The organism is Janthinobacterium agaricidamnosum (genome assembly GCF_003667705.1).
Lineage (GTDB): Bacteria > Pseudomonadota > Gammaproteobacteria > Burkholderiales > Burkholderiaceae_D > Janthinobacterium.
Genome location: NZ_CP033019.1, coordinates 5,827,124 through 5,848,170 on the forward strand (window position 1 = coordinate 5,827,124; position 21,047 = coordinate 5,848,170).

The 21,047-nt window shown below is 55.5% G+C and carries 9 protein-coding genes, 4 tRNA genes and 6 rRNA genes; 3 read left to right on the plus strand and 16 right to left on the minus strand.

Features of this window, described 5'->3' with window-relative positions:
* Positions 1-157: 157 nt before the first annotated feature.
* Both D9M09_RS26265 and dacB read left to right on the plus strand, forming a co-directional pair.
* Entirely contained in the window at positions 158-1,396 is a 1,239-nt protein-coding gene (locus tag D9M09_RS26265; RefSeq protein ID WP_070221728.1) for a nucleoside recognition domain-containing protein, read from the plus strand.
* A gap of 8 nt (positions 1,397-1,404) precedes the next feature.
* The gene (gene dacB / locus D9M09_RS26270; RefSeq protein WP_121670726.1) at positions 1,405-2,907 is read left to right on the plus strand and encodes a D-alanyl-D-alanine carboxypeptidase/D-alanyl-D-alanine endopeptidase; all 1,503 of its coding nucleotides are present in this window, start codon (positions 1,405-1,407) and stop codon (positions 2,905-2,907) included.
* A gap of 13 nt (positions 2,908-2,920) precedes the next feature.
* Here the strand turns inward: dacB and D9M09_RS26275 are convergent, their stop codons facing one another.
* The 12 genes from D9M09_RS26275 to D9M09_RS26330 all read right to left on the minus strand — a co-directional run bounded on the left by D9M09_RS26275 (position 2,921) and on the right by D9M09_RS26330 (position 15,702).
* On the minus strand, positions 2,921-3,769 hold the full coding sequence (locus tag D9M09_RS26275) for a CPBP family intramembrane glutamic endopeptidase (RefSeq protein ID WP_121670727.1): 849 nt from the start codon (positions 3,767-3,769) through the stop codon (positions 2,921-2,923).
* A gap of 22 nt (positions 3,770-3,791) precedes the next feature.
* Positions 3,792-4,265: a MarR family winged helix-turn-helix transcriptional regulator gene (locus D9M09_RS26280; RefSeq protein ID WP_121670728.1), complete on the minus strand. Its 474-nt coding sequence runs from the start codon at positions 4,263-4,265 to the stop codon at positions 3,792-3,794.
* A gap of 172 nt (positions 4,266-4,437) precedes the next feature.
* Positions 4,438-4,550 (minus strand): 5S ribosomal RNA (gene rrf, locus D9M09_RS26285).
* A 140-nt stretch (positions 4,551-4,690) separates the two neighbouring features.
* Positions 4,691-7,566 (minus strand): 23S ribosomal RNA (locus tag D9M09_RS26290).
* Positions 7,567-7,816: 250 nt separating this feature from the next.
* A tRNA-Ala gene (locus D9M09_RS26295) sits at positions 7,817-7,892 on the minus strand.
* Between the two features lie 27 nt (positions 7,893-7,919).
* Positions 7,920-7,996 (minus strand) — tRNA-Ile (locus D9M09_RS26300).
* Positions 7,997-8,096: 100 nt separating this feature from the next.
* A 16S ribosomal RNA gene (locus tag D9M09_RS26305) occupies positions 8,097-9,627 on the minus strand.
* 888 nt (positions 9,628-10,515) lie between these two features.
* Positions 10,516-10,628: ribosomal RNA gene (rrf, locus tag D9M09_RS26310) — 5S ribosomal RNA — on the minus strand.
* Between the two features lie 140 nt (positions 10,629-10,768).
* A 23S ribosomal RNA gene (locus D9M09_RS26315) occupies positions 10,769-13,644 on the minus strand.
* A 247-nt stretch (positions 13,645-13,891) separates the two neighbouring features.
* Positions 13,892-13,967, minus strand: a tRNA-Ala gene (locus D9M09_RS26320).
* A gap of 27 nt (positions 13,968-13,994) precedes the next feature.
* A tRNA-Ile gene (locus D9M09_RS26325) sits at positions 13,995-14,071 on the minus strand.
* 100 nt (positions 14,072-14,171) lie between these two features.
* Positions 14,172-15,702, minus strand: a 16S ribosomal RNA gene (locus tag D9M09_RS26330).
* Together the 16S, 23S and 5S rRNA genes with 4 tRNA genes alongside form the textbook arrangement of a ribosomal RNA operon.
* 526 nt (positions 15,703-16,228) lie before the next feature.
* Here D9M09_RS26330 and D9M09_RS26335 point away from each other — a divergent pair.
* Positions 16,229-17,608, plus strand: a complete 1,380-nt coding sequence (locus D9M09_RS26335; protein WP_070223147.1) for a sodium-dependent transporter — start codon at positions 16,229-16,231, stop codon at positions 17,606-17,608.
* Here D9M09_RS26335 and D9M09_RS26340 read toward each other — a convergent pair whose 3' ends face one another.
* The 4 genes from D9M09_RS26340 to D9M09_RS26355 form a co-directional block, all read right to left on the minus strand.
* Entirely contained in the window at positions 17,609-18,223 is a 615-nt protein-coding gene (locus D9M09_RS26340; RefSeq protein WP_121670729.1) for a M15 family metallopeptidase, read from the minus strand.
* The gene (locus tag D9M09_RS26345; RefSeq protein ID WP_070223151.1) at positions 18,223-19,125 is read right to left on the minus strand and encodes a LysR family transcriptional regulator; all 903 of its coding nucleotides are present in this window, start codon (positions 19,123-19,125) and stop codon (positions 18,223-18,225) included. The genes D9M09_RS26340 and D9M09_RS26345 overlap by 1 nt, the downstream gene beginning before the upstream one ends.
* A gap of 82 nt (positions 19,126-19,207) precedes the next feature.
* Positions 19,208-20,008, minus strand: a complete 801-nt coding sequence (locus D9M09_RS26350) for an N-acetylmuramoyl-L-alanine amidase (RefSeq protein ID WP_121670730.1) — start codon at positions 20,006-20,008, stop codon at positions 19,208-19,210.
* Between the two features lie 30 nt (positions 20,009-20,038).
* Entirely contained in the window at positions 20,039-20,986 is a 948-nt protein-coding gene (locus tag D9M09_RS26355; protein ID WP_240453487.1) for a BadF/BadG/BcrA/BcrD ATPase family protein, read from the minus strand.
* Between the last annotated feature and the right edge of the window lie 61 nt (positions 20,987-21,047).

The window sequence follows — 21,047 nt, forward strand, 5'->3', positions numbered from 1 at the left end:
TACGCGGGCAAGCTACGGGGCGCCAATGAAAACAGGCTGCCAGCTTATAACTTTTTGGCATGCGATTGCTGCATTCTTTCATCAACTCGTATCGGGCTGCCTCTATACTTTGCTTGCAGCACCTTTTCACCTCCCCGAAATACAGAACTGATCGCATATGGCACTTAATTACATCTGGTCCGGCTTTTTCCTCGTTGGCTTCCTGGCCGCAGTGCTGCAGTGGCTGTTTCTCGGCGATACCGATATCTTCAAGCGCATCATCGACGGCACGTTCGAAACGGCGCGCATGGGCGTGATGGATATCGCCCTGCCGCTGGCGGGCGTGATGACCTTGTGGCTCGGCATCATGAACATCGGTGAAAAGGCGGGCATCGTCGGCTGGCTGGCAAAAGTCATCGCGCCGTTCTTTTCGCGCATCTTCCCGGAAATTCCGAAAGACCATCCGGCCACGGGCCACATGGTGATGAATTTCTCGGCCAACCTGCTGGGCCTGGACAATGCGGCCACGCCGTTCGGTTTAAAGGCCATGGAAAGCCTGCAAACCTTGAACCCGAACAAGGAAGAGGCGACGAATGCGCAAATCATGTTTTTGGTGCTGCACACCTCGGGCCTGACCCTGATTCCGCTGGCCATCATGGCGCAGCGCTCGATCCTCGGCGCGGCCGATCCGTCCGACATCTTTATCCCGTGCATGATCGCCACCTATGTCGCCACCATGGTCGGTATCATCACGGTATCCATCAAGCAGCGCATCAACTTGCTCAACAGGGTTGTGCTGGGCTGGATGGGCGGCATGACGAGCGCCATCGTCGCCATGATCTGGTATTTCACGCAGTACCTGACGAAGCAGGAAATCGAGCTGGTCTCGAAAGTGGTCAGCAACCTGGTGTTGATCAGCGTCATTGCCATCTTCATCATCGGCGCCCTGCGCAAGAAGGTGAACGTGTATGACGCCTTCATCGAAGGGGCGAAAGGCGGCATCCAGACCTCGATCACCGTGATTCCCTATCTGGTCGGCATGCTGGTGGCCATCAGCGTCATCCGCAACGCGGGCGTGTTCAATTTCCTGATGAGCGGCATGAACTGGTTTTTCGCCAACCTGGGCATCAATACGGACTTCGTGCCCGCCCTGCCGACGGCCATGATGAAGCCGCTCAGCGGTTCCGGCTCGAAAGCCATGATGATCGACGCCATGAATACCTACGGCGTCGACTCGTTTGTCGGCCGCCTGGCCTGCGTCTTCCAGGGCTCGGCCGACACCACCTTCTATATCGTGGCCCTGTACTTCGGCTCGGTGGGCATCCGCAAGACGCGCTATGCCATTACGGCCGGCCTGATCGCCGATCTGGCTGGCGTGGTCACGGCTGTCTTCGTCGCCTACGTCTTTTTCCATTAAGGAGCGCCATGTTTCGTCCCATCCTCATCGCCGCCTTGCTGGCTGGCATCGGCTTGTCGAATGCCCAGGCGCAATTGCCCGAATCCGTCAGCCTGCTATTGCGCAGCGCGAATATCCCCGAAGACGCCATGGGCGCCATCGTCTTGCGCGGCAACACCACCGTGCTGTCGCATGGGGCCGAGCGCAGCATGCAGCCCGCATCCACCATGAAGCTGGTGACGACGGCCGTGGGCCTGGAACAGCTGGGCCCCATCTTCCGCGGCCGCACGGAGCTGCGCACCAGCGCCGACGTCATCAATGGCGTGCTGAAGGGCGACCTGATCCTGCGCGGCGGCGCCGACACGGATTTCAACGCGGACGTGCTGGCGCACATGCTGCAAACCCTGCGCAACCAGGGCATCGTGAAAATCAAGGGCGACCTGATCCTGGACCGCCAGCTGTTCCAGCCGGCCCGGCCCGACATCGGCGCGCCGCCGTTCGACGAGTCGGCCGAGTTCCGCTACAACGTCATCCCCGATGCGTTATTGCTGAACACCAATTTGCTCGATATCAACATGAACTCGACGGACCGGCAATTGAGCATCCTCATGCAGCCACCGCTCGAGAACGTCAGCATTACCAGCGACATGAAACTGATCAAAGGCAGTTGCGCCAGGTGGGAAGATGGCTGGCGTCCGCCAGAATACCGGCGCGATGCGGGCGGCAAGCTGCAAGTAATCTTGCACGGTACTTTCCCGCAAAACTGCAGCAAGGCCACCAGCATCAATGTGCTTGATCGCAACGATTATGCGGACCGGCTGTTCCGCGCCACCTGGAAACGCCTGGGCGGCACGATCACGGGCACGGTGCGCGAAGCGCCGTTGACAGGCTTACCGCCGACGGCCGAACCGGTCGGCACGCGCATGCTGGCCGACCACGTAGCGCGCGCCTTGCCCGAAGTCTTGCGCGATATAAACAAGACCTCCGACAACACCCTGGCCCGCACCCTGTTCCTGAGTCTGGGCAGCCTGCAAAGCGATGGCTGGCTGGGCAGCCGCCCCGTCGCCATGGCGGCGCCGGAAGACACGGCCACGCGCGCGCGGCAAGTGATCCAGGAATGGTTCCAGCGGCACCATATCGACACCCAGGGCATGCTGGTCGACAACGGTTCCGGCTTGTCGCGCACGGGACGCATTGCGCCAGCGCAAATGGCCGGCGTGCTGCAGGCGATGCAGCAAAGCCCGTGGGCGCCCGAGTTCCAATCCAGCCTGCCCATCGTGGCGCTGGACGGCACCATGCGCAAGCGCCTGCTGAACAGCCCGGCCGCCGCGCGGGCCCGCATCAAGACGGGGACATTAAAGAATGTGGTGGCCATCGCCGGCTACGTGCCCGATGCGAATAATCAACAGTGCGTGGTGGTCGCCATGATCAATAGCGACTTGGTGGGCAATGGCAATGGCCGCGCCGCCGTCGATGCGCTGATCGAGTGGGTGGCCAGGAGCGGCGCCGTGCCGGTGGTGGCCGGCCAATAAGGCCGGTAGCGGCCTAGCGTGGTGCGCTGGCAAACGCCAGGCGCAGCACATACGCGGCGACAGCGCCGATTAGCAGGATCGTCACCAGCGACGCTTCCACACCGAAGGCGCCGCCCGTCAGCATGGCATTGCCCGCCAGTTCGCCGCGCAGCAGGCCGTCCGTGGCCGCGTGACCCGATACCGTCGAGGAAAACACTTGGCTGACACAGTAATTCCAGCCGACATGCGTGCCGATGCACACCCACAGGCGGCGCGTCCGCATGTACAGTGCGGCCTGCAGCACACCATAGGCGACAATCGCGGCGATGGCCAGCAGCGAAAAACCGGCATTGGGCAAATGGGCCAGGGCGAACACCAGCGATGAAATCACGATGGCGGCCTTGCTGCCCAGCGCACGTGCCGTCACGCCGAACAGGATGCCGCGAAACATCATCTCCTCGGCCATGCCGACCAGCACGAGTTCCGCCAGCGGCAGCAGCAACATGAAGCTCGGGGCGTTGACGCCGCTAAACTGATATACGCCCAGCGCTGCCAGCACGACAAAGGTGAGAAAGACCAGTCCGGCGCCGAGCAGCAATCCGCGTCCCAGTTCACGCGCCATGCCCGGCATTGCCAATTCGGCCGGCTGGCGCTTCTCGATGCACCGCACATAGAAACGGTAGCCGCACCACACGAGCAGCGCCGCCAGCAACTGCGGCCACAGGATGCGGTAGGGCTTTTCCACCAGTTGGGAAGCGGTGCCCATTACCAGCGGTATCCCGGCAAAGGTAAGGACCATGCCCAGCACAATCTGCACCAGGGGATAGGCCATCAGGCGGGCCAGAGGGGATTTTTTTGTTGCCATGCTCAGGGTATTGTCCATCGTCGCTTTCCTCAGACAGTTTTCAGGGCGTTGTTTTTAGCTGCTTGCTTGTATCGCGGATGCGCTCGCCAAATGAGCGCTGTTCCAGCATCGTGATGGATTGCGCCAGGCATGTGGATAAAGGAAATGCCAATTCCGCATCCAGGCTGTCGGCAGCACACTTGGTCGCCTGCCAGCACCTCTGCAGATGGGGCAGCAGGGCCTCACCCTGGCTACTCAGGCGTACCACGCGCTGACGGCCATCCTCGCCACCGGCTGCCACCAGCAGCAAGCCTTCCTTTTTCATCAATGCCACCGTTTGGGTGACGGCCGGCTGCGTGATGCCCGCCAGCTCGGCCAACTGGCCGATGGTCGCGCTCTGCTGTTGCGCCAGCACCCGCATCACGGGCGTGTAGCGCGGCCGGTAATCGAGACCCGCGTCCGCGTAGGCTTGCTGGACGGCGCCGTCCAGCAGTTCGATCAGGTGGCGTAGTTGTGTTCCGAGTCCTTGTTTCATGTAGCGATAGTAACAGCATTTACATAAGCACTTATATAAATGCTGAAAGCTGTTGCATTTTATGCACAAAGTAGCAGGGGGTAGCTGAAAAGAGGAGGAGTGGCGAGGAATCGCCAGACGAAAAAAAACCCCACCGGAGTCCGGCGGGGTTTTTCTCTACTGCGAATAACAAGCCTGACGATAACCTACTTTCACACTGGTTGCAGCACTATCATCGGCGCAAAGTTGTTTCACGGTCCTGTTCGGGATGGGAAGGGGTGGGACCAACTTGCTATGGTCATCAGGCATAACTTGTACTGACGCTTGTCTCCTGTAGGACGACAAGGCCATGAATCTGGAAGAAGCAAAGATTGGGGGTAATGAATTGGTGTATCAACACACACGCAACGTTGTACCGTCTTATCCTCTGTACCTGCTAAGGTTATAGGGACAAGCCGTACGGGCAATTAGTACTGGTTAGCTTAATGCATTACTGCACTTCCACACCCAGCCTATCAACGTCCTGGTCTCGAACGACCCTTCAAAGAGCTCAAGGCTCTGGGAAATCTCATCTCAAGGCAAGTTTCCCGCTTAGATGCTTTCAGCGGTTATCTCTTCCGAACTTAGCTACCCGGCAATGCCACTGGCGTGACAACCGGTACACCAGAGGTTCGTCCACTCCGGTCCTCTCGTACTAGGAGCAGCCCCCTTCAAATTTCCAACGCCCACGGCAGATAGGGACCAAACTGTCTCACGACGTTTTAAACCCAGCTCACGTACCACTTTAAATGGCGAACAGCCATACCCTTGGGACCGGCTACAGCCCCAGGATGTGATGAGCCGACATCGAGGTGCCAAACTCCCCCGTCGATATGAACTCTTGGGAGGAATCAGCCTGTTATCCCCAGAGTACCTTTTATCCGTTGAGCGATGGCCCTTCCATACAGAACCACCGGATCACTATGTCCTACTTTCGTACCTGCTCGACTTGTCAGTCTCGCAGTTAAGCACGCTTATGCCATTGCACTATCAACACGATGTCCGACCGTATCTAGCGTACCTTCGAACTCCTCCGTTACACTTTAGGAGGAGACCGCCCCAGTCAAACTGCCTACCATGCACTGTCCCCGATCCGGATAACGGACCAAGGTTAGAACCTCAAACAAACCAGGGTGGTATTTCAAGGTTGGCTCCACGAGAACTAGCGTCCCCGCTTCAAAGCCTCCCACCTATCCTACACAGATTGGTTCAAAGTCCAATGCAAAGCTACAGTAAAGGTTCATGGGGTCTTTCCGTCTAGCCGCGGGTAGATTGCATCATCACAAACATTTCAACTTCGCTGAGTCTCGGGAGGAGACAGTGTGGCCATCGTTACGCCATTCGTGCAGGTCGGAACTTACCCGACAAGGAATTTCGCTACCTTAGGACCGTTATAGTTACGGCCGCCGTTTACTGGGACTTCAATCAAGAGCTTGCACCCCATCATTTAATCTTCCAGCACCGGGCAGGCGTCACACCCTATACGTCCACTTTCGTGTTTGCAGAGTGCTGTGTTTTTATTAAACAGTCGCAGCCACCAGTTTATTGCAACCCTTTCACCCTCATGGAGTAAACCAATCAAGCTACCGGGGCGTACCTTTTCCCGAAGTTACGGTACCAATTTGCCGAGTTCCTTCTCCCGAGTTCTCTCAAGCGCCTTAGAATACTCATCTCGCCCACCTGTGTCGGTTTGCGGTACGGTCTCGTATGACTGAAGCTTAGAGGCTTTTCTTGGAACCACTTCCGATTGCTTCATGAACAAGTTCACTCGTCCCATCCCCTTGAATTGCGCGCCCGGATTTGCCTAAGCGCCTTCTATGAGACAGAAACTGACTATTCCAACAGTCAGACAACCTTCCGCGATCCGTCCCCCCATCGCATCATACGACGGTGCAGGAATATTAACCTGCTTCCCATCAGCTACGCATCTCTGCCTCGCCTTAGGGGCCGACTCACCCTGCTCCGATGAACGTTGAACAGGAAACCTTGGGCTTACGGCGTGGAGGCTTTTCACCCCCATTATCGCTACTCATGTCAGCATTCGCACTTCTGATACCTCCAGCATCCTTTACAAGACACCTTCGCAGGCTTACAGAACGCTCTCCTACCATATCCAATAAAGGATATCCGCAGCTTCGGTGACTGGCTTAGCCCCGTTACATCTTCCGCGCAGGACGACTCGATCAGTGAGCTATTACGCTTTCTTTAAATGATGGCTGCTTCTAAGCCAACATCCTGACTGTTTTAGCCTTCCCACTTCGTTTTCCACTTAGCCAATCTTTGGGACCTTAGCTGGCGGTCTGGGTTGTTTCCCTCTTGACGCCGGACGTTAGCACCCGACGTCTGTCTCCCAAGCTCGCACTCATCGGTATTCGGAGTTTGCAATGGTTTGGTAAGTCGCAATGACCCCCTAGCCATAACAGTGCTCTACCCCCGATGGTGATACTTGAGGCACTACCTAAATAGTTTTCGGAGAGAACCAGCTATTTCCAAGTTTGTTTAGCCTTTCACCCCTACCCACAGCTCATCCCCTAATTTTTCAACATTAGTGGGTTCGGACCTCCAGGGCGTGTTACCGCACCTTCATCCTGGCCATGAGTAGATCACTTGGTTTCGGGTCTACACCCAGCGACTGATCGCCCTATTCGGACTCGATTTCTCTACGGCTTCCCTATCTGGTTAACCTTGCCACTGAATGTAAGTCGCTGACCCATTATACAAAAGGTACGCAGTCACGGAACAAGTCCGCTCCTACTGTTTGTATGCACACGGTTTCAGGATCTATTTCACTCCCCTTCCGGGGTTCTTTTCGCCTTTCCCTCACGGTACTGGTTCACTATCGGTCGATTACGAGTATTTAGCCTTGGAGGATGGTCCCCCCATATTCAGACAGGATGTCACGTGTCCCGCCCTACTTGTCGTACGCTTAGTACCACCGGTCCGATTTCACATACGGGGCTATCACCCACTATGGCTCCTATTTCCAGAGGATTCTGTTATCGGTCCGACTATCACGTACAGGCTCTTCCCATTTCGCTCGCCGCTACTTTGGGAATCTCGGTTGATTTCTTTTCCTGCAGCTACTTAGATGTTTCAGTTCGCCGCGTTCGCCTTGCATACCTATGTATTCAGTATGCAATACCCTAAAAGGGTGGGTTGCCCCATTCGGAAATCTGCGGATCAAAGTGTGTTTGCTCACTCCCCGCAGCTTATCGCAAGCTACTACGTCCTTCATCGCCTGTAATCGCCAAGGCATCCACCATGTGCACTTATTCGCTTGTCCCTATAACGTTAGCCTCTTCATTCTTTCAAACGAAAAGAGCGCTACAGGGATAAGAAAGTACAACGTTGTTGCTTGTTTGTTGATACATACAATCATTACCCATCGATCTGCGTTTTACGGCAAACCGATCAATAAATAATCTTTACTTCTTCCAGATTGTTAAAGAACGAAACAGCTTTGATCGCTAAAAGATCAAATCTAAACCTGAGTCTATTTGACTGGCTTACATTTGCACTTTCGGGTAAAACTTTGGTGGAGGATGACGGGATCGAACCGACGACCCCCTGCTTGCAAAGCAGGTGCTCTCCCAGCTGAGCTAATCCCCCAGGATATTTCTACGACTCGGGTCTTACTGGTAGGGCTGGTTGGACTCGAACCAACGACCCCCGCGTTATCAACACGGTGCTCTAACCAGCTGAGCTACAGCCCCAACGCGGAACTTCTACGACTACTGTTTCTTCTTTGACTAACAGCCGATAAGTGTGAACATTTGATGCGTGAACCATTTAACTGGTTCGTGCAAACTCTAGAAAGGAGGTGATCCAGCCGCACCTTCCGATACGGCTACCTTGTTACGACTTCACCCCAGTCACGAATCCTACCGTGGTAAGCGCCCTCCTTACGGTTAAGCTACCTACTTCTGGTAAAACCCGCTCCCATGGTGTGACGGGCGGTGTGTACAAGACCCGGGAACGTATTCACCGCGACATGCTGATCCGCGATTACTAGCGATTCCAACTTCATGCAGTCGAGTTGCAGACTACAATCCGGACTACGATACACTTTCTGCGATTAGCTCCCCCTCGCGGGTTGGCGGCGCTCTGTATGTACCATTGTATGACGTGTGAAGCCCTACCCATAAGGGCCATGAGGACTTGACGTCATCCCCACCTTCCTCCGGTTTGTCACCGGCAGTCTCATTAGAGTGCCCTTTCGTAGCAACTAATGACAAGGGTTGCGCTCGTTGCGGGACTTAACCCAACATCTCACGACACGAGCTGACGACAGCCATGCAGCACCTGTGTACTGGTTCTCTTTCGAGCACTCCCCAATCTCTCGGGGATTCCAGCCATGTCAAGGGTAGGTAAGGTTTTTCGCGTTGCATCGAATTAATCCACATCATCCACCGCTTGTGCGGGTCCCCGTCAATTCCTTTGAGTTTTAATCTTGCGACCGTACTCCCCAGGCGGTCTACTTCACGCGTTAGCTGCGTTACCAAGTCAATTAAGACCCGACAACTAGTAGACATCGTTTAGGGCGTGGACTACCAGGGTATCTAATCCTGTTTGCTCCCCACGCTTTCGTGCATGAGCGTCAATCTTGACCCAGGGGGCTGCCTTCGCCATCGGTGTTCCTCCACATATCTACGCATTTCACTGCTACACGTGGAATTCTACCCCCCTCTGCCAGATTCTAGCCTTGCAGTCTCCAATGCAATTCCCAGGTTGAGCCCGGGGATTTCACATCAGACTTACAAAACCGCCTGCGCACGCTTTACGCCCAGTAATTCCGATTAACGCTTGCACCCTACGTATTACCGCGGCTGCTGGCACGTAGTTAGCCGGTGCTTATTCTTCAGGTACCGTCATTAGCAAGAGATATTAGCTCTCACCGTTTCTTCCCTGACAAAAGAGCTTTACAACCCGAAGGCCTTCTTCACTCACGCGGCATTGCTGGATCAGGCTTTCGCCCATTGTCCAAAATTCCCCACTGCTGCCTCCCGTAGGAGTCTGGACCGTGTCTCAGTTCCAGTGTGGCTGGTCGTCCTCTCAGACCAGCTACTGATCGATGCCTTGGTAGGCTTTTACCCTACCAACTAGCTAATCAGATATCGGCCGCTCCACGAGCATGAGGTCTTGCGATCCCCCACTTTCATCCTTAGATCGTATGCGGTATTAGCGTAACTTTCGCTACGTTATCCCCCACTCCAGGGTACGTTCCGATATATTACTCACCCGTTCGCCACTCGCCACCAGAGCAAGCTCCGTGCTGCCGTTCGACTTGCATGTGTAAGGCATGCCGCCAGCGTTCAATCTGAGCCAGGATCAAACTCTTCAGTTTAATCTCTGTTACTTTGCCGTTTTACCGGCACCGTCATTGCTGACGGGTCGCTCACTCAAAAAACTGACAGGCCACTACTTTCGTAGCGCCTATTTCATTATTTCTTGTGAACATTTGATATTTTAAGTTAGACGCCAATCCGAAGATTGACGCTGCACTTACATCAAATGCCCACACTTATCGACTGTTAATTGTTAAAGAACTGTATTCGGTGCTACTTTCGCGCTATCGACAAAGCGTTGTGTTTGTCAGCTGCGAAGAAGGAAGATTATGAAGCATTTCGCTAAATCCGTCAACCTTCTTTTTACTACCCTCACCGTTTCCAGTGATCCCGTTGTTTCGCAAACTGCAGCGTCTCATTGGGGAGGCGAACTATAGCAAAGCTATGCGAAGGCAGCAAGGTTTATTCTAAGAAAGTGTGAACTATCATTATTCAATGCTATATCAACATCAAATCGACCAGATAATTACATTCGGAATACCCGGCTAGCTGTTTCTACAGGTGCATTAAGCGGCATATTCATTGCATCTGCATTGGGTGGCGCCGGCCAGGCAACTGCACCAGGGCTGGTCGTAGGGTCGAATTGATCGGCTGGCATTGTTGTCGGATTACGCTACGCTAATCCGACCTACTGAACTTTACATGAGCGTAGGTCGGATCAGGCCGCAGGCCGTCATCCGACAACACTACGCTAATCCAGCCCACCCGACTTGGTCGATGTCGGTCGGCGCAGGTCGGCGCAGGCCGGCGTAGGTCGGCTTAGCGCAGCGTCAGCCGACAACCACCCGCGGCACCCCGCAAAACCGCCAGACGAAAAAAAACCCGACCATTGCTGATCGGGTTTTTCTCAAGAAACCACAGCCAAAGGCTGTTGCTTCAAATAACAAGCCTGACGATAACCTACTTTCACACTGGTTGCAGCACTATCATCGGCGCAAAGTTGTTTCACGGTCCTGTTCGGGATGGGAAGGGGTGGGACCAACTTGCTATGGTCATCAGGCATAACTTGTACTGACGCTTGTCTCCTGTAGGACGACAAGGCCATGAATCTGGAAGAAGCAAAGATTGGGGGTAATGAATTGGTGTATCAACACACACGCAACGTTGTACCGTCTTATCCTCTGTACCTGCTAAGGTTATAGGGACAAGCCGTACGGGCAATTAGTACTGGTTAGCTTAATGCATTACTGCACTTCCACACCCAGCCTATCAACGTCCTGGTCTCGAACGACCCTTCAAAGAGCTCAAGGCTCTGGGAAATCTCATCTCAAGGCAAGTTTCCCGCTTAGATGCTTTCAGCGGTTATCTCTTCCGAACTTAGCTACCCGGCAATGCCACTGGCGTGACAACCGGTACACCAGAGGTTCGTCCACTCCGGTCCTCTCGTACTAGGAGCAGCCCCCTTCAAATTTCCAACGCCCACGGCAGATAGGGACCAAACTGTCTCACGACGTTTTAAACCCAGCTCACGTACCACTTTAAATGGCGAACAGCCATACCCTTGGGACCGGCTACAGCCCCAGGATGTGATGAGCCGACATCGAGGTGCCAAACTCCCCCGTCGATATGAACTCTTGGGAGGAATCAGCCTGTTATCCCCAGAGTACCTTTTATCCGTTGAGCGATGGCCCTTCCATACAGAACCACCGGATCACTATGTCCTACTTTCGTACCTGCTCGACTTGTCAGTCTCGCAGTTAAGCACGCTTATGCCATTGCACTATCAACACGATGTCCGACCGTATCTAGCGTACCTTCGAACTCCTCCGTTACACTTTAGGAGGAGACCGCCCCAGTCAAACTGCCTACCATGCACTGTCCCCGATCCGGATAACGGACCAAGGTTAGAACCTCAAACAAACCAGGGTGGTATTTCAAGGTTGGCTCCACGAGAACTAGCGTCCCCGCTTCAAAGCCTCCCACCTATCCTACACAGATTGGTTCAAAGTCCAATGCAAAGCTACAGTAAAGGTTCATGGGGTCTTTCCGTCTAGCCGCGGGTAGATTGCATCATCACAAACATTTCAACTTCGCTGAGTCTCGGGAGGAGACAGTGTGGCCATCGTTACGCCATTCGTGCAGGTCGGAACTTACCCGACAAGGAATTTCGCTACCTTAGGACCGTTATAGTTACGGCCGCCGTTTACTGGGACTTCAATCAAGAGCTTGCACCCCATCATTTAATCTTCCAGCACCGGGCAGGCGTCACACCCTATACGTCCACTTTCGTGTTTGCAGAGTGCTGTGTTTTTATTAAACAGTCGCAGCCACCAGTTTATTGCAACCCTTTCACCCTTCTGGAGTAAACCAGTCAAGCTACCGGGGCGTACCTTTTCCCGAAGTTACGGTACCAATTTGCCGAGTTCCTTCTCCCGAGTTCTCTCAAGCGCCTTAGAATACTCATCTCGCCCACCTGTGTCGGTTTGCGGTACGGTCTCGTATGACTGAAGCTTAGAGGCTTTTCTTGGAACCACTTCCGATTGCTTCATGCACAAGTGCACTCGTCCCATCCCCTTGAATTGCGCGCCCGGATTTGCCTAAGCGCCTTCTATGAGACAGAAACTGACTATTCCAACAGTCAGACAACCTTCCGCGATCCGTCCCCCCATCGCATCATACGACGGTGCAGGAATATTAACCTGCTTCCCATCAGCTACGCATCTCTGCCTCGCCTTAGGGGCCGACTCACCCTGCTCCGATGAACGTTGAACAGGAAACCTTGGGCTTACGGCGTGGAGGCTTTTCACCCCCATTATCGCTACTCATGTCAGCATTCGCACTTCTGATACCTCCAGCATCCTTTACAAGACACCTTCGCAGGCTTACAGAACGCTCTCCTACCATATCCAATAAAGGATATCCGCAGCTTCGGTGACTGGCTTAGCCCCGTTACATCTTCCGCGCAGGACGACTCGATCAGTGAGCTATTACGCTTTCTTTAAATGATGGCTGCTTCTAAGCCAACATCCTGACTGTTTTAGCCTTCCCACTTCGTTTTCCACTTAGCCAATCTTTGGGACCTTAGCTGGCGGTCTGGGTTGTTTCCCTCTTGACGCCGGACGTTAGCACCCGACGTCTGTCTCCCAAGCTCGCACTCATCGGTATTCGGAGTTTGCAATGGTTTGGTAAGTCGCAATGACCCCCTAGCCATAACAGTGCTCTACCCCCGATGGTGATACTTGAGGCACTACCTAAATAGTTTTCGGAGAGAACCAGCTATTTCCAAGTTTGTTTAGCCTTTCACCCCTACCCACAGCTCATCCCCTAATTTTTCAACATTAGTGGGTTCGGACCTCCAGGGCGTGTTACCGCACCTTCATCCTGGCCATGAGTAGATCACTTGGTTTCGGGTCTACACCCAGCGACTGATCGCCCTATTCGGACTCGATTTCTCTACGGCTTCCCTATCTGGTTAACCTTGCCACTGAATGTAAGTCGCTGACCCATTATACAAAAGGTACGCAGTCACGGAACAAGTCCGCTCCTACTGTTTGTATGCACACGGTTTCAGGATCTATTTCACTCCCCTTCCGGGGTTCTTTTCGCCTTTCCCTCACGGTACTGGTTCACTATCGGTCGATTACGAGTATTTAGCCTTGGAGGATGGTCCCCCCATATTCAGACAGGATGTCACGTGTCCCGCCCTACTTGTCGTACGCTTAGTACCACCGGTCCGATTTCACATACGGGGCTATCACCCACTATGGCTCCTATTTCCAGAGGATTCTGTTATCGGTCCGACTATCACGTACAGGCTCTTCCCATTTCGCTCGCCGCTACTTTGGGAATCTCGGTTGATTTCTTTTCCTGCAGCTACTTAGATGTTTCAGTTCGCCGCGTTCGCCTTGCATACCTATGTATTCAGTATGCAATACCCTAAAAGGGTGGGTTGCCCCATTCGGAAATCTGCGGATCAAAGTGTGTTTGCTCACTCCCCGCAGCTTATCGCAAGCTACTACGTCCTTCATCGCCTGTAATCGCCAAGGCATCCACCATGTGCACTTATTCGCTTGTCCCTATAACGTTAGCCTCTGATCACCGAGGTGATCAAAGAGCGCTACAGGGATAAGAAAGTACAACGTTGTTGCTTGTTTGTTGATACATACAATCATTACCCATCGATTCGCTTTTTACGGCAAACCGATCAATAAATAATCTTTACTTCTTCCAGATTGTTAAAGAACGAAACAGCTTTGATCGCTAAAAGATCAAACCTAAACCCAAGTCTTGTTGACTGGCTTACGTTTGCACTTTCAAAGTACTTGGTGGAGGATGACGGGATCGAACCGACGACCCCCTGCTTGCAAAGCAGGTGCTCTCCCAGCTGAGCTAATCCCCCAGGATATTTCTACGACTCGGGTCTTACTGGTAGGGCTGGTTGGACTCGAACCAACGACCCCCGCGTTATCAACACGGTGCTCTAACCAGCTGAGCTACAGCCCCAACGCGGAACTTCTACGACTACTGTTTCTTCTTTGACTAACAGCCGATAAGTGTGAACATTTGATGCGTGAACCAGTTACCTGATTCGTGCAAACTCTAGAAAGGAGGTGATCCAGCCGCACCTTCCGATACGGCTACCTTGTTACGACTTCACCCCAGTCACGAATCCTACCGTGGTAAGCGCCCTCCTTACGGTTAAGCTACCTACTTCTGGTAAAACCCGCTCCCATGGTGTGACGGGCGGTGTGTACAAGACCCGGGAACGTATTCACCGCGACATGCTGATCCGCGATTACTAGCGATTCCAACTTCATGCAGTCGAGTTGCAGACTACAATCCGGACTACGATACACTTTCTGCGATTAGCTCCCCCTCGCGGGTTGGCGGCGCTCTGTATGTACCATTGTATGACGTGTGAAGCCCTACCCATAAGGGCCATGAGGACTTGACGTCATCCCCACCTTCCTCCGGTTTGTCACCGGCAGTCTCATTAGAGTGCCCTTTCGTAGCAACTAATGACAAGGGTTGCGCTCGTTGCGGGACTTAACCCAACATCTCACGACACGAGCTGACGACAGCCATGCAGCACCTGTGTACTGGTTCTCTTTCGAGCACTCCCCGATCTCTCGGGGATTCCAGCCATGTCAAGGGTAGGTAAGGTTTTTCGCGTTGCATCGAATTAATCCACATCATCCACCGCTTGTGCGGGTCCCCGTCAATTCCTTTGAGTTTTAATCTTGCGACCGTACTCCCCAGGCGGTCTACTTCACGCGTTAGCTGCGTTACCAAGTCAATTAAGACCCGACAACTAGTAGACATCGTTTAGGGCGTGGACTACCAGGGTATCTAATCCTGTTTGCTCCCCACGCTTTCGTGCATGAGCGTCAATCTTGACCCAGGGGGCTGCCTTCGCCATCGGTGTTCCTCCACATATCTACGCATTTCACTGCTACACGTGGAATTCTACCCCCCTCTGCCAGATTCTAGCCTTGCAGTCTCCAATGCAATTCCCAGGTTGAGCCCGGGGATTTCACATCAGACTTACAAAACCGCCTGCGCACGCTTTACGCCCAGTAATTCCGATTAACGCTTGCACCCTACGTATTACCGCGGCTGCTGGCACGTAGTTAGCCGGTGCTTATTCTTCAGGTACCGTCATTAGCAAGAGATATTAGCTCTCACCGTTTCTTCCCTGACAAAAGAGCTTTACAACCCGAAGGCCTTCTTCACTCACGCGGCATTGCTGGATCAGGCTTTCGCCCATTGTCCAAAATTCCCCACTGCTGCCTCCCGTAGGAGTCTGGACCGTGTCTCAGTTCCAGTGTGGCTGGTCGTCCTCTCAGACCAGCTACTGATCGATGCCTTGGTAGGCTTTTACCCTACCAACTAGCTAATCAGATATCGGCCGCTCCACGAGCATGAGGTCTTGCGATCCCCCACTTTCATCCTTAGATCGTATGCGGTATTAGCGTAACTTTCGCTACGTTATCCCCCACTCCAGGGTACGTTCCGATATATTACTCACCCGTTCGCCACTCGCCACCAGAGCAAGCTCCGTGCTGCCGTTCGACTTGCATGTGTAAGGCATGCCGCCAGCGTTCAATCTGAGCCAGGATCAAACTCTTCAGTTTAATCTCTGTTACTTTGCCGTTTTACCGGCATGGTCGAACTATTTAACTAGTTCAAACCCCTCGCATTGCGAGGTGTTTGCTCACTCAAAAAACTGACAGGCTACTTCCGAAGAAGTATCCTATTTCATTATTTCTTGTGAACATTTGATATTTTAAGTTAGACGCCAATCCGAAGATTGACGCTGCACTTGCATCAAATGCCCACACTTATCGACTGTTAATTGTTAAAGAACTGTATTCGGTGCTACTTTCGCGCTATCGACAAAGCGTTGTGTTTGTCAGCTGCGAAGAAGGAAGAGTATGAAGCATTTCACTACATCCGTCAACTCCTTCTTTTCCTGCTCATCGCCGTTTCCGGTGATCCTCAAGTGCCGCATTTGACTGCGTCTCATTGGGGAGGCGAACTATAGCAAAGCGCCCCAGCGGAAGCAAGGCTTTTCCGGGGCTTTTGCGGCCAACTGCTACAATTTCGCCCCCTCCGCGCCAAACGGCGCTTGTCTATATATAGAACCATAGAAGATTCACCATGAAACAACAAGCTCAAGGATCAGGCCTGACCCTGAAACGAGCTGGCTTTACCACTGGCTTCGGCGTGCTCGCCGCCACCCTCGGTTCCGCAGTCGGTCTCGGCAATATCTGGAAATTCCCCTATCTGACAGGCGCCAATGGCGGCGCCGGCTTCCTGCTCATCTATCTGCTCGCTACCTTATTGGTAGGCCTGCCCGTGATGATCGCGGAAATCACCCTGGGGCGCCGCGCCAAAGTCAATCCCATCTCCACCATGGAACAGCTGGCACCGAAGGGCAAGCCCTGGTGGCTGGTCGGCTTTATCGGCATGGTCGCCGCCTTCCTGATCGTCGCGTTTTATTCGGAAGTCGTGGGCTGGGTATTTGCGTACATCGCCAAGGCCATCGACGGCTCCATCTTGAGCAGCGACAAACTGGTGACGGAAGCGGCCTTCGCCTCGCTGATCAGCAATCCTTTGCAATCGCTGTTCTGGCAATGGGGCGTGCTGCTGTTTATCGGCGGCATATTGATGCTGGGCGTGACCAAGGGCATCGAGGCGATCGCCAAGAAGCTGATGCCGCTGCTGTTCCTGCTGTTACTGTTGCTGTGCGCGGTGAGCCTGTCGCTCGATAAGGCGGGCGAAGGCTTGGCTTTCCTGTTCCGCCCTGATTTTTCCAAGCTGACGGCTTCCGTCGTGCTGACGGCCATGGGCCTAGCCTTCTTTAAATTATCCGTCGGCATGGGTACGATGATGACCTACGGCAGCTATTTCCGCGATGACCAGAATATCCCCGTCACGACTTTACGCGTGATGGCGGCCGACCTCGGCGTATCGATGCTGGCCGGCATCGCCATCTTCCCCGCCGTGTTCACGTTTGGTTTCGCCCCCAGCGCGGGACCGTCGCTGGTGTTCATCACGATTCCGGCCGTGTTTTCGCAAATTCCCATGGGACAAGTGCTGATGGTGGTGTTCTTCATCCTGGCCGCCGTGGCTGCCACGGGGGCGATGCTGTCGCTGATGGAAGTGCCCGTGGTGATTTTCCATGAACGCTTCGGCTGGACGCGCACCAAGTCCACCATCGTGACCATGCTGCTGCTGGCCGTGCTCGGTTCCGTGTGCGCGCTGAGTAACAGCACCCTGGCGGACTTCAAGCTATTCAATTTGAATATGTTTGATTTGTTCGACTTCGTTTCGTCGAATATCTTCCTGCCCGTGGGCGGCATCGCCATTGCCTTGTTTACAGGCTGGGCCTGGGGCAAGCAGCATTTCATCGAGGCGATCAGCAATCATGGCCAGTTGCAAAATCAAACCCTGGCGCATGTGCTGCTGTTCCTGCTGCGCTTTGTCTCGCCCGTGCTGATCCTGATCGTGATGCTGAAGGGCCTGAAAGTCTTCTAATCAGAGTACCCGGGTGTAGGTCTGGCGCACCAGCACCCGGTCGCCGCAATCGAAATGCCACCACTCGCTGTTGATGCCGAAGAAGCCCGCCTGGAACATGGCGTCGCGCAACAAACGGCGGTGTGCCACTTGCTCCTCCGTAATTTCCCCCTTCTCCAGCAACACCAGCTCCAGCGCCGGATGCGAGCGCTCACTCAGGTCGTCAAAACCCGTGCCCATGTCCAGTTCCTGCCCATCCGGGCCGACGATGGTGATGTCGAGTGCCATGCCGAACGAGTGGATGGAGCCGCGCGACGGCTCGGCGATGTAGCCCAGCAACTCCGTTCCCTGCAGCGCATCCCACAATTGCTGCTGCACCCGCTGCGGGCGCAGCGCGTCAAGCACCAAGAGATGATGATCGGGGCGATGCGCGGCCAGCCAGGCCACGGCCTGCTCCAGCGCGGCGGCCGCATCGCGGTGCAGCCAGGCGCAATCGATGGGGCTGTATAAGTCGCGGCCGACGAAATTGTCGGGCGTGGCATAGCGCAAGTCGACGGCAATGCCGGCGATGCTGCTCAGGTGGCGAAATTGCGGGTCGCTGCCGACCGCTTCCAATTGCAAACTTGCAACAGACATCAGACTCCTCTTTCCAGGCAGTTGCGCGCCGCCACGCCAATGCTGTCGGCCAGGCGCCGCGCGCCATGCGACAGCGGCGAGTGGCTCGCCGTCAATAAATACAGTTGGATCGGAATGGTGGGCGCCCAAGGACGGCGCTGCAGCCGCTCGGGCGAGCCGGACGCCGCCGTAAACGGGTCGACCACGGCCATGCCGGCGCCCGCTTCCACCAGGGAACGGGCGATTTGATACGTCTGCACCACGGTGGAAAACACGGGATGGATATCCTGCGCCTCGCAGGCGGCCACCACCAGTTCGCCCAGCGGATCGTTGTCCGCATGGCCGATCAGCTCGCCGTTCAGGCCATGCGCCGTCAACGGTGTGCCGCAATCGGCCGCATGCCAGGTGCCGGACGGGGCGATGACCGTCATGACGCCCTGCGCGATCGGTTCGGCCACGATGCCCGGATGGCGCGGGTCTTGCAGCGATACGGCCAGGTCCGCTTCACCGAGGCGCAGGGTATTGACAATCTCGCCCGTGTGGTGGGTAGCCAGTTGGCAACGCGTGTGAGGAAAGTCGCGCCGCCACTCCGTCATGGCAAACGGCAAGACGCTGATGGCAAGCGTCGGCGTGGACACCAAACGGATGGTTTCCACCGCGTGGCCCTTCAGGCTGGCCGCCAGACGGCGGATGCCCAATAAATCGCGGTTGAGCTTTTCCGTCTCGACAAACAAACGGTGCGCCTCGGGCTTCGGGTACAGCTTGCCCCGCACGCGCTCGAACAGCGGCATGCCCAGTTGCAACTCGCAATGCTGCAAGACCTTGGTCACAGCCGGCTGCGAGATATGCAGGACCTGGGCGGCGCCGCTGATGGTGCCAACTTGCATGATGGCGTGAAACACTTCGATATGACGCAGCCGCATGAGCTATTCCTTTACCTTGCCGTGGCCGCCTGGGCCGTAATGTTCAGCATATAAGAAAAAGTCATGGGCTGGAACGGCCATGCTACTTTGTTGCAACAGCTGTGGCCGGTGTCGTCAGCACTTCCAGCAGGGCCGCCGTCTCACCATCGGGCATGCCGTCAAAGCGCGTATTGCGGTACTTCATCTGGAAGGCGATCAGCACATTGCGCGTCGCTTCATCGAATATGCCCGTATTTGGCGTCGCATAGCCGTGCTGGGCCAGCTTTTTCTGGAACCAGACGGCGTCCGGCACTTGCTGCTCAAAAATGAGGCGCTGCGCGGCCACGCGGTTGGCATCGGGCCAGACGATCAGGCCCGCATCGGCCAGCTGGCGCCATGGAAACAGCGGACCCGGGTCCTGCTTGCGTTGCGGGGCGATTTCGTTGTGGCCCAGGATATTTTCCGGCGCGATGTTGTAGCGGGCCTGGATATCTTTCAACAGCGGAATGAGTTCATCGATCTGTGCCTGCGGGAATGGATACCAGAGGCGGCCTTCCGGCGTGTCCTTGTAGCCAGGGTTGACGATCTCGATGCCGATCGAGCTGACATTTAACTGTGTATATGTCTTCCAGTTACTCACACCCGCGTGATTGGCCTGGCGCGATTCGTCGACCAGCACGTAAAACTTCGGCTTATCCGTGTCCGTCAGCAAATAATGGCTGCTGACTACTTGTTCCGTCAGGATCTTGATCGAACGGGGCAGGTCGCTGACCGTGTAATGGATGACGATGAATTTCACGCGCGGGCTCTGGCTGCGCGCCGTCAAGCTATGGTCGAGGTGCGGCGCGGGCGTGGTACACGCGGAAAGCAGTGCCACCAGCAGGGCGAGGGCGATTTTTTTCATGAAAGATCCGTGTTCGGGTTAATAAAATAGTCAGTACTTGACAATACGCTGGCTCGCCGTCCTGGCCGCCAGCTTGGCCGCGGCCTCATGCGAACGGGCAACTTTTTGCTCCATCATCAACGATACAGGCAAAGCGGCGCGCATGGCAGCCGCGATGGCCGGGTGCAATTGCGCCGCGCGCCCGGCCAGCACCACGGGACGGGGGCCGTAGCGCGCCGTCAGCGCCAGCGCCAATCGCGCCAGTTCCTGTCCCGCGCGCTGCAAGATGTCCAGCGCCAGCGGGTCGGCATCCGCACTGGCGGCCACGGCCAGCGCCAGCCGGCCGATGGCGCCCCGATCCTGGCCATACATGAAGGCGCGCGACAGCGACCAGTCGCTGCCGCCCAGTTGCGCAAACACGGCTTCGGCCATGGGCGAGCTGTGCCAGCTGCCGGGCGCCTCGTCTTCGCGGCGCCAGATGTGGCGCAAGGCTTCGCGCGCGATCCAGTAGCCGCCGCCGCCATCGTCGAGCAGCACGCCGCGCCCGCCGGCGCGGTGAAAGCCGCCATCCGCATCGATCCAGGCGGCGATCGAACCCGTGCCAGCGTAGACCAGATAACCTTCGCCAGGTTCAAAACTGTCGCGATAAGCGATGTCGATATCGTTGCCGATGCTGACGTCGCCGGCATCCAGCGCCAGCAAGGTGGCGAGCGTTTGCGCCAGCGCAACACCGTCGCCGCCAAAACCCGTCAAACCCGCCACCACGGCGCGCGGTTGGCCGACGGCCAGCACTTGCTTGCACAATATTGCAAACGTGGCATGCACGGCGGCGCGGCCCGCATCGCTGCTCATTTGCAAGGCAGACAAGCCTTCCACGGCGCCGTCGGCCACGATGGCGCCGTCGCCGGTAGCCAGCGCCCAGCGCGTCTGCGTGCCGCCCGCGTCGATGCCCAGCCCGAGCACGGCAGTATCAGTATTGGTTGCAGGGACGGAAATCATGGCATGAGTGTAAAGCCAAGCGGAGCTTGCAGGCATGAAAGCTTGCGCATGTTTCATGCCT

Coding starts and splice junctions, on each gene's coding strand:
- D9M09_RS26345 (WP_070223151.1), bottom strand. CDS start 19,125: ATGCGGCTGCGTCATATCGAAGTGTTTCACGCCATCATGCAAGTTGGC.
- dacB (WP_121670726.1), top strand. CDS start 1,405: ATGTTTCGTCCCATCCTCATCGCCGCCTTGCTGGCTGGCATCGGCTTG.
- D9M09_RS26340 (WP_121670729.1), bottom strand. CDS start 18,223: ATGTCTGTTGCAAGTTTGCAATTGGAAGCGGTCGGCAGCGACCCGCAA.
- D9M09_RS26350 (WP_121670730.1), bottom strand. CDS start 20,008: ATGAAAAAAATCGCCCTCGCCCTGCTGGTGGCACTGCTTTCCGCGTGT.
- D9M09_RS26335 (WP_070223147.1), top strand. CDS start 16,229: ATGAAACAACAAGCTCAAGGATCAGGCCTGACCCTGAAACGAGCTGGC.
- D9M09_RS26265 (WP_070221728.1), top strand. CDS start 158: ATGGCACTTAATTACATCTGGTCCGGCTTTTTCCTCGTTGGCTTCCTG.
- D9M09_RS26280 (WP_121670728.1), bottom strand. CDS start 4,265: ATGAAACAAGGACTCGGAACACAACTACGCCACCTGATCGAACTGCTG.
- D9M09_RS26355 (WP_240453487.1), bottom strand. CDS start 20,986: ATGATTTCCGTCCCTGCAACCAATACTGATACTGCCGTGCTCGGGCTG.
- D9M09_RS26275 (WP_121670727.1), bottom strand. CDS start 3,769: ATGGACAATACCCTGAGCATGGCAACAAAAAAATCCCCTCTGGCCCGC.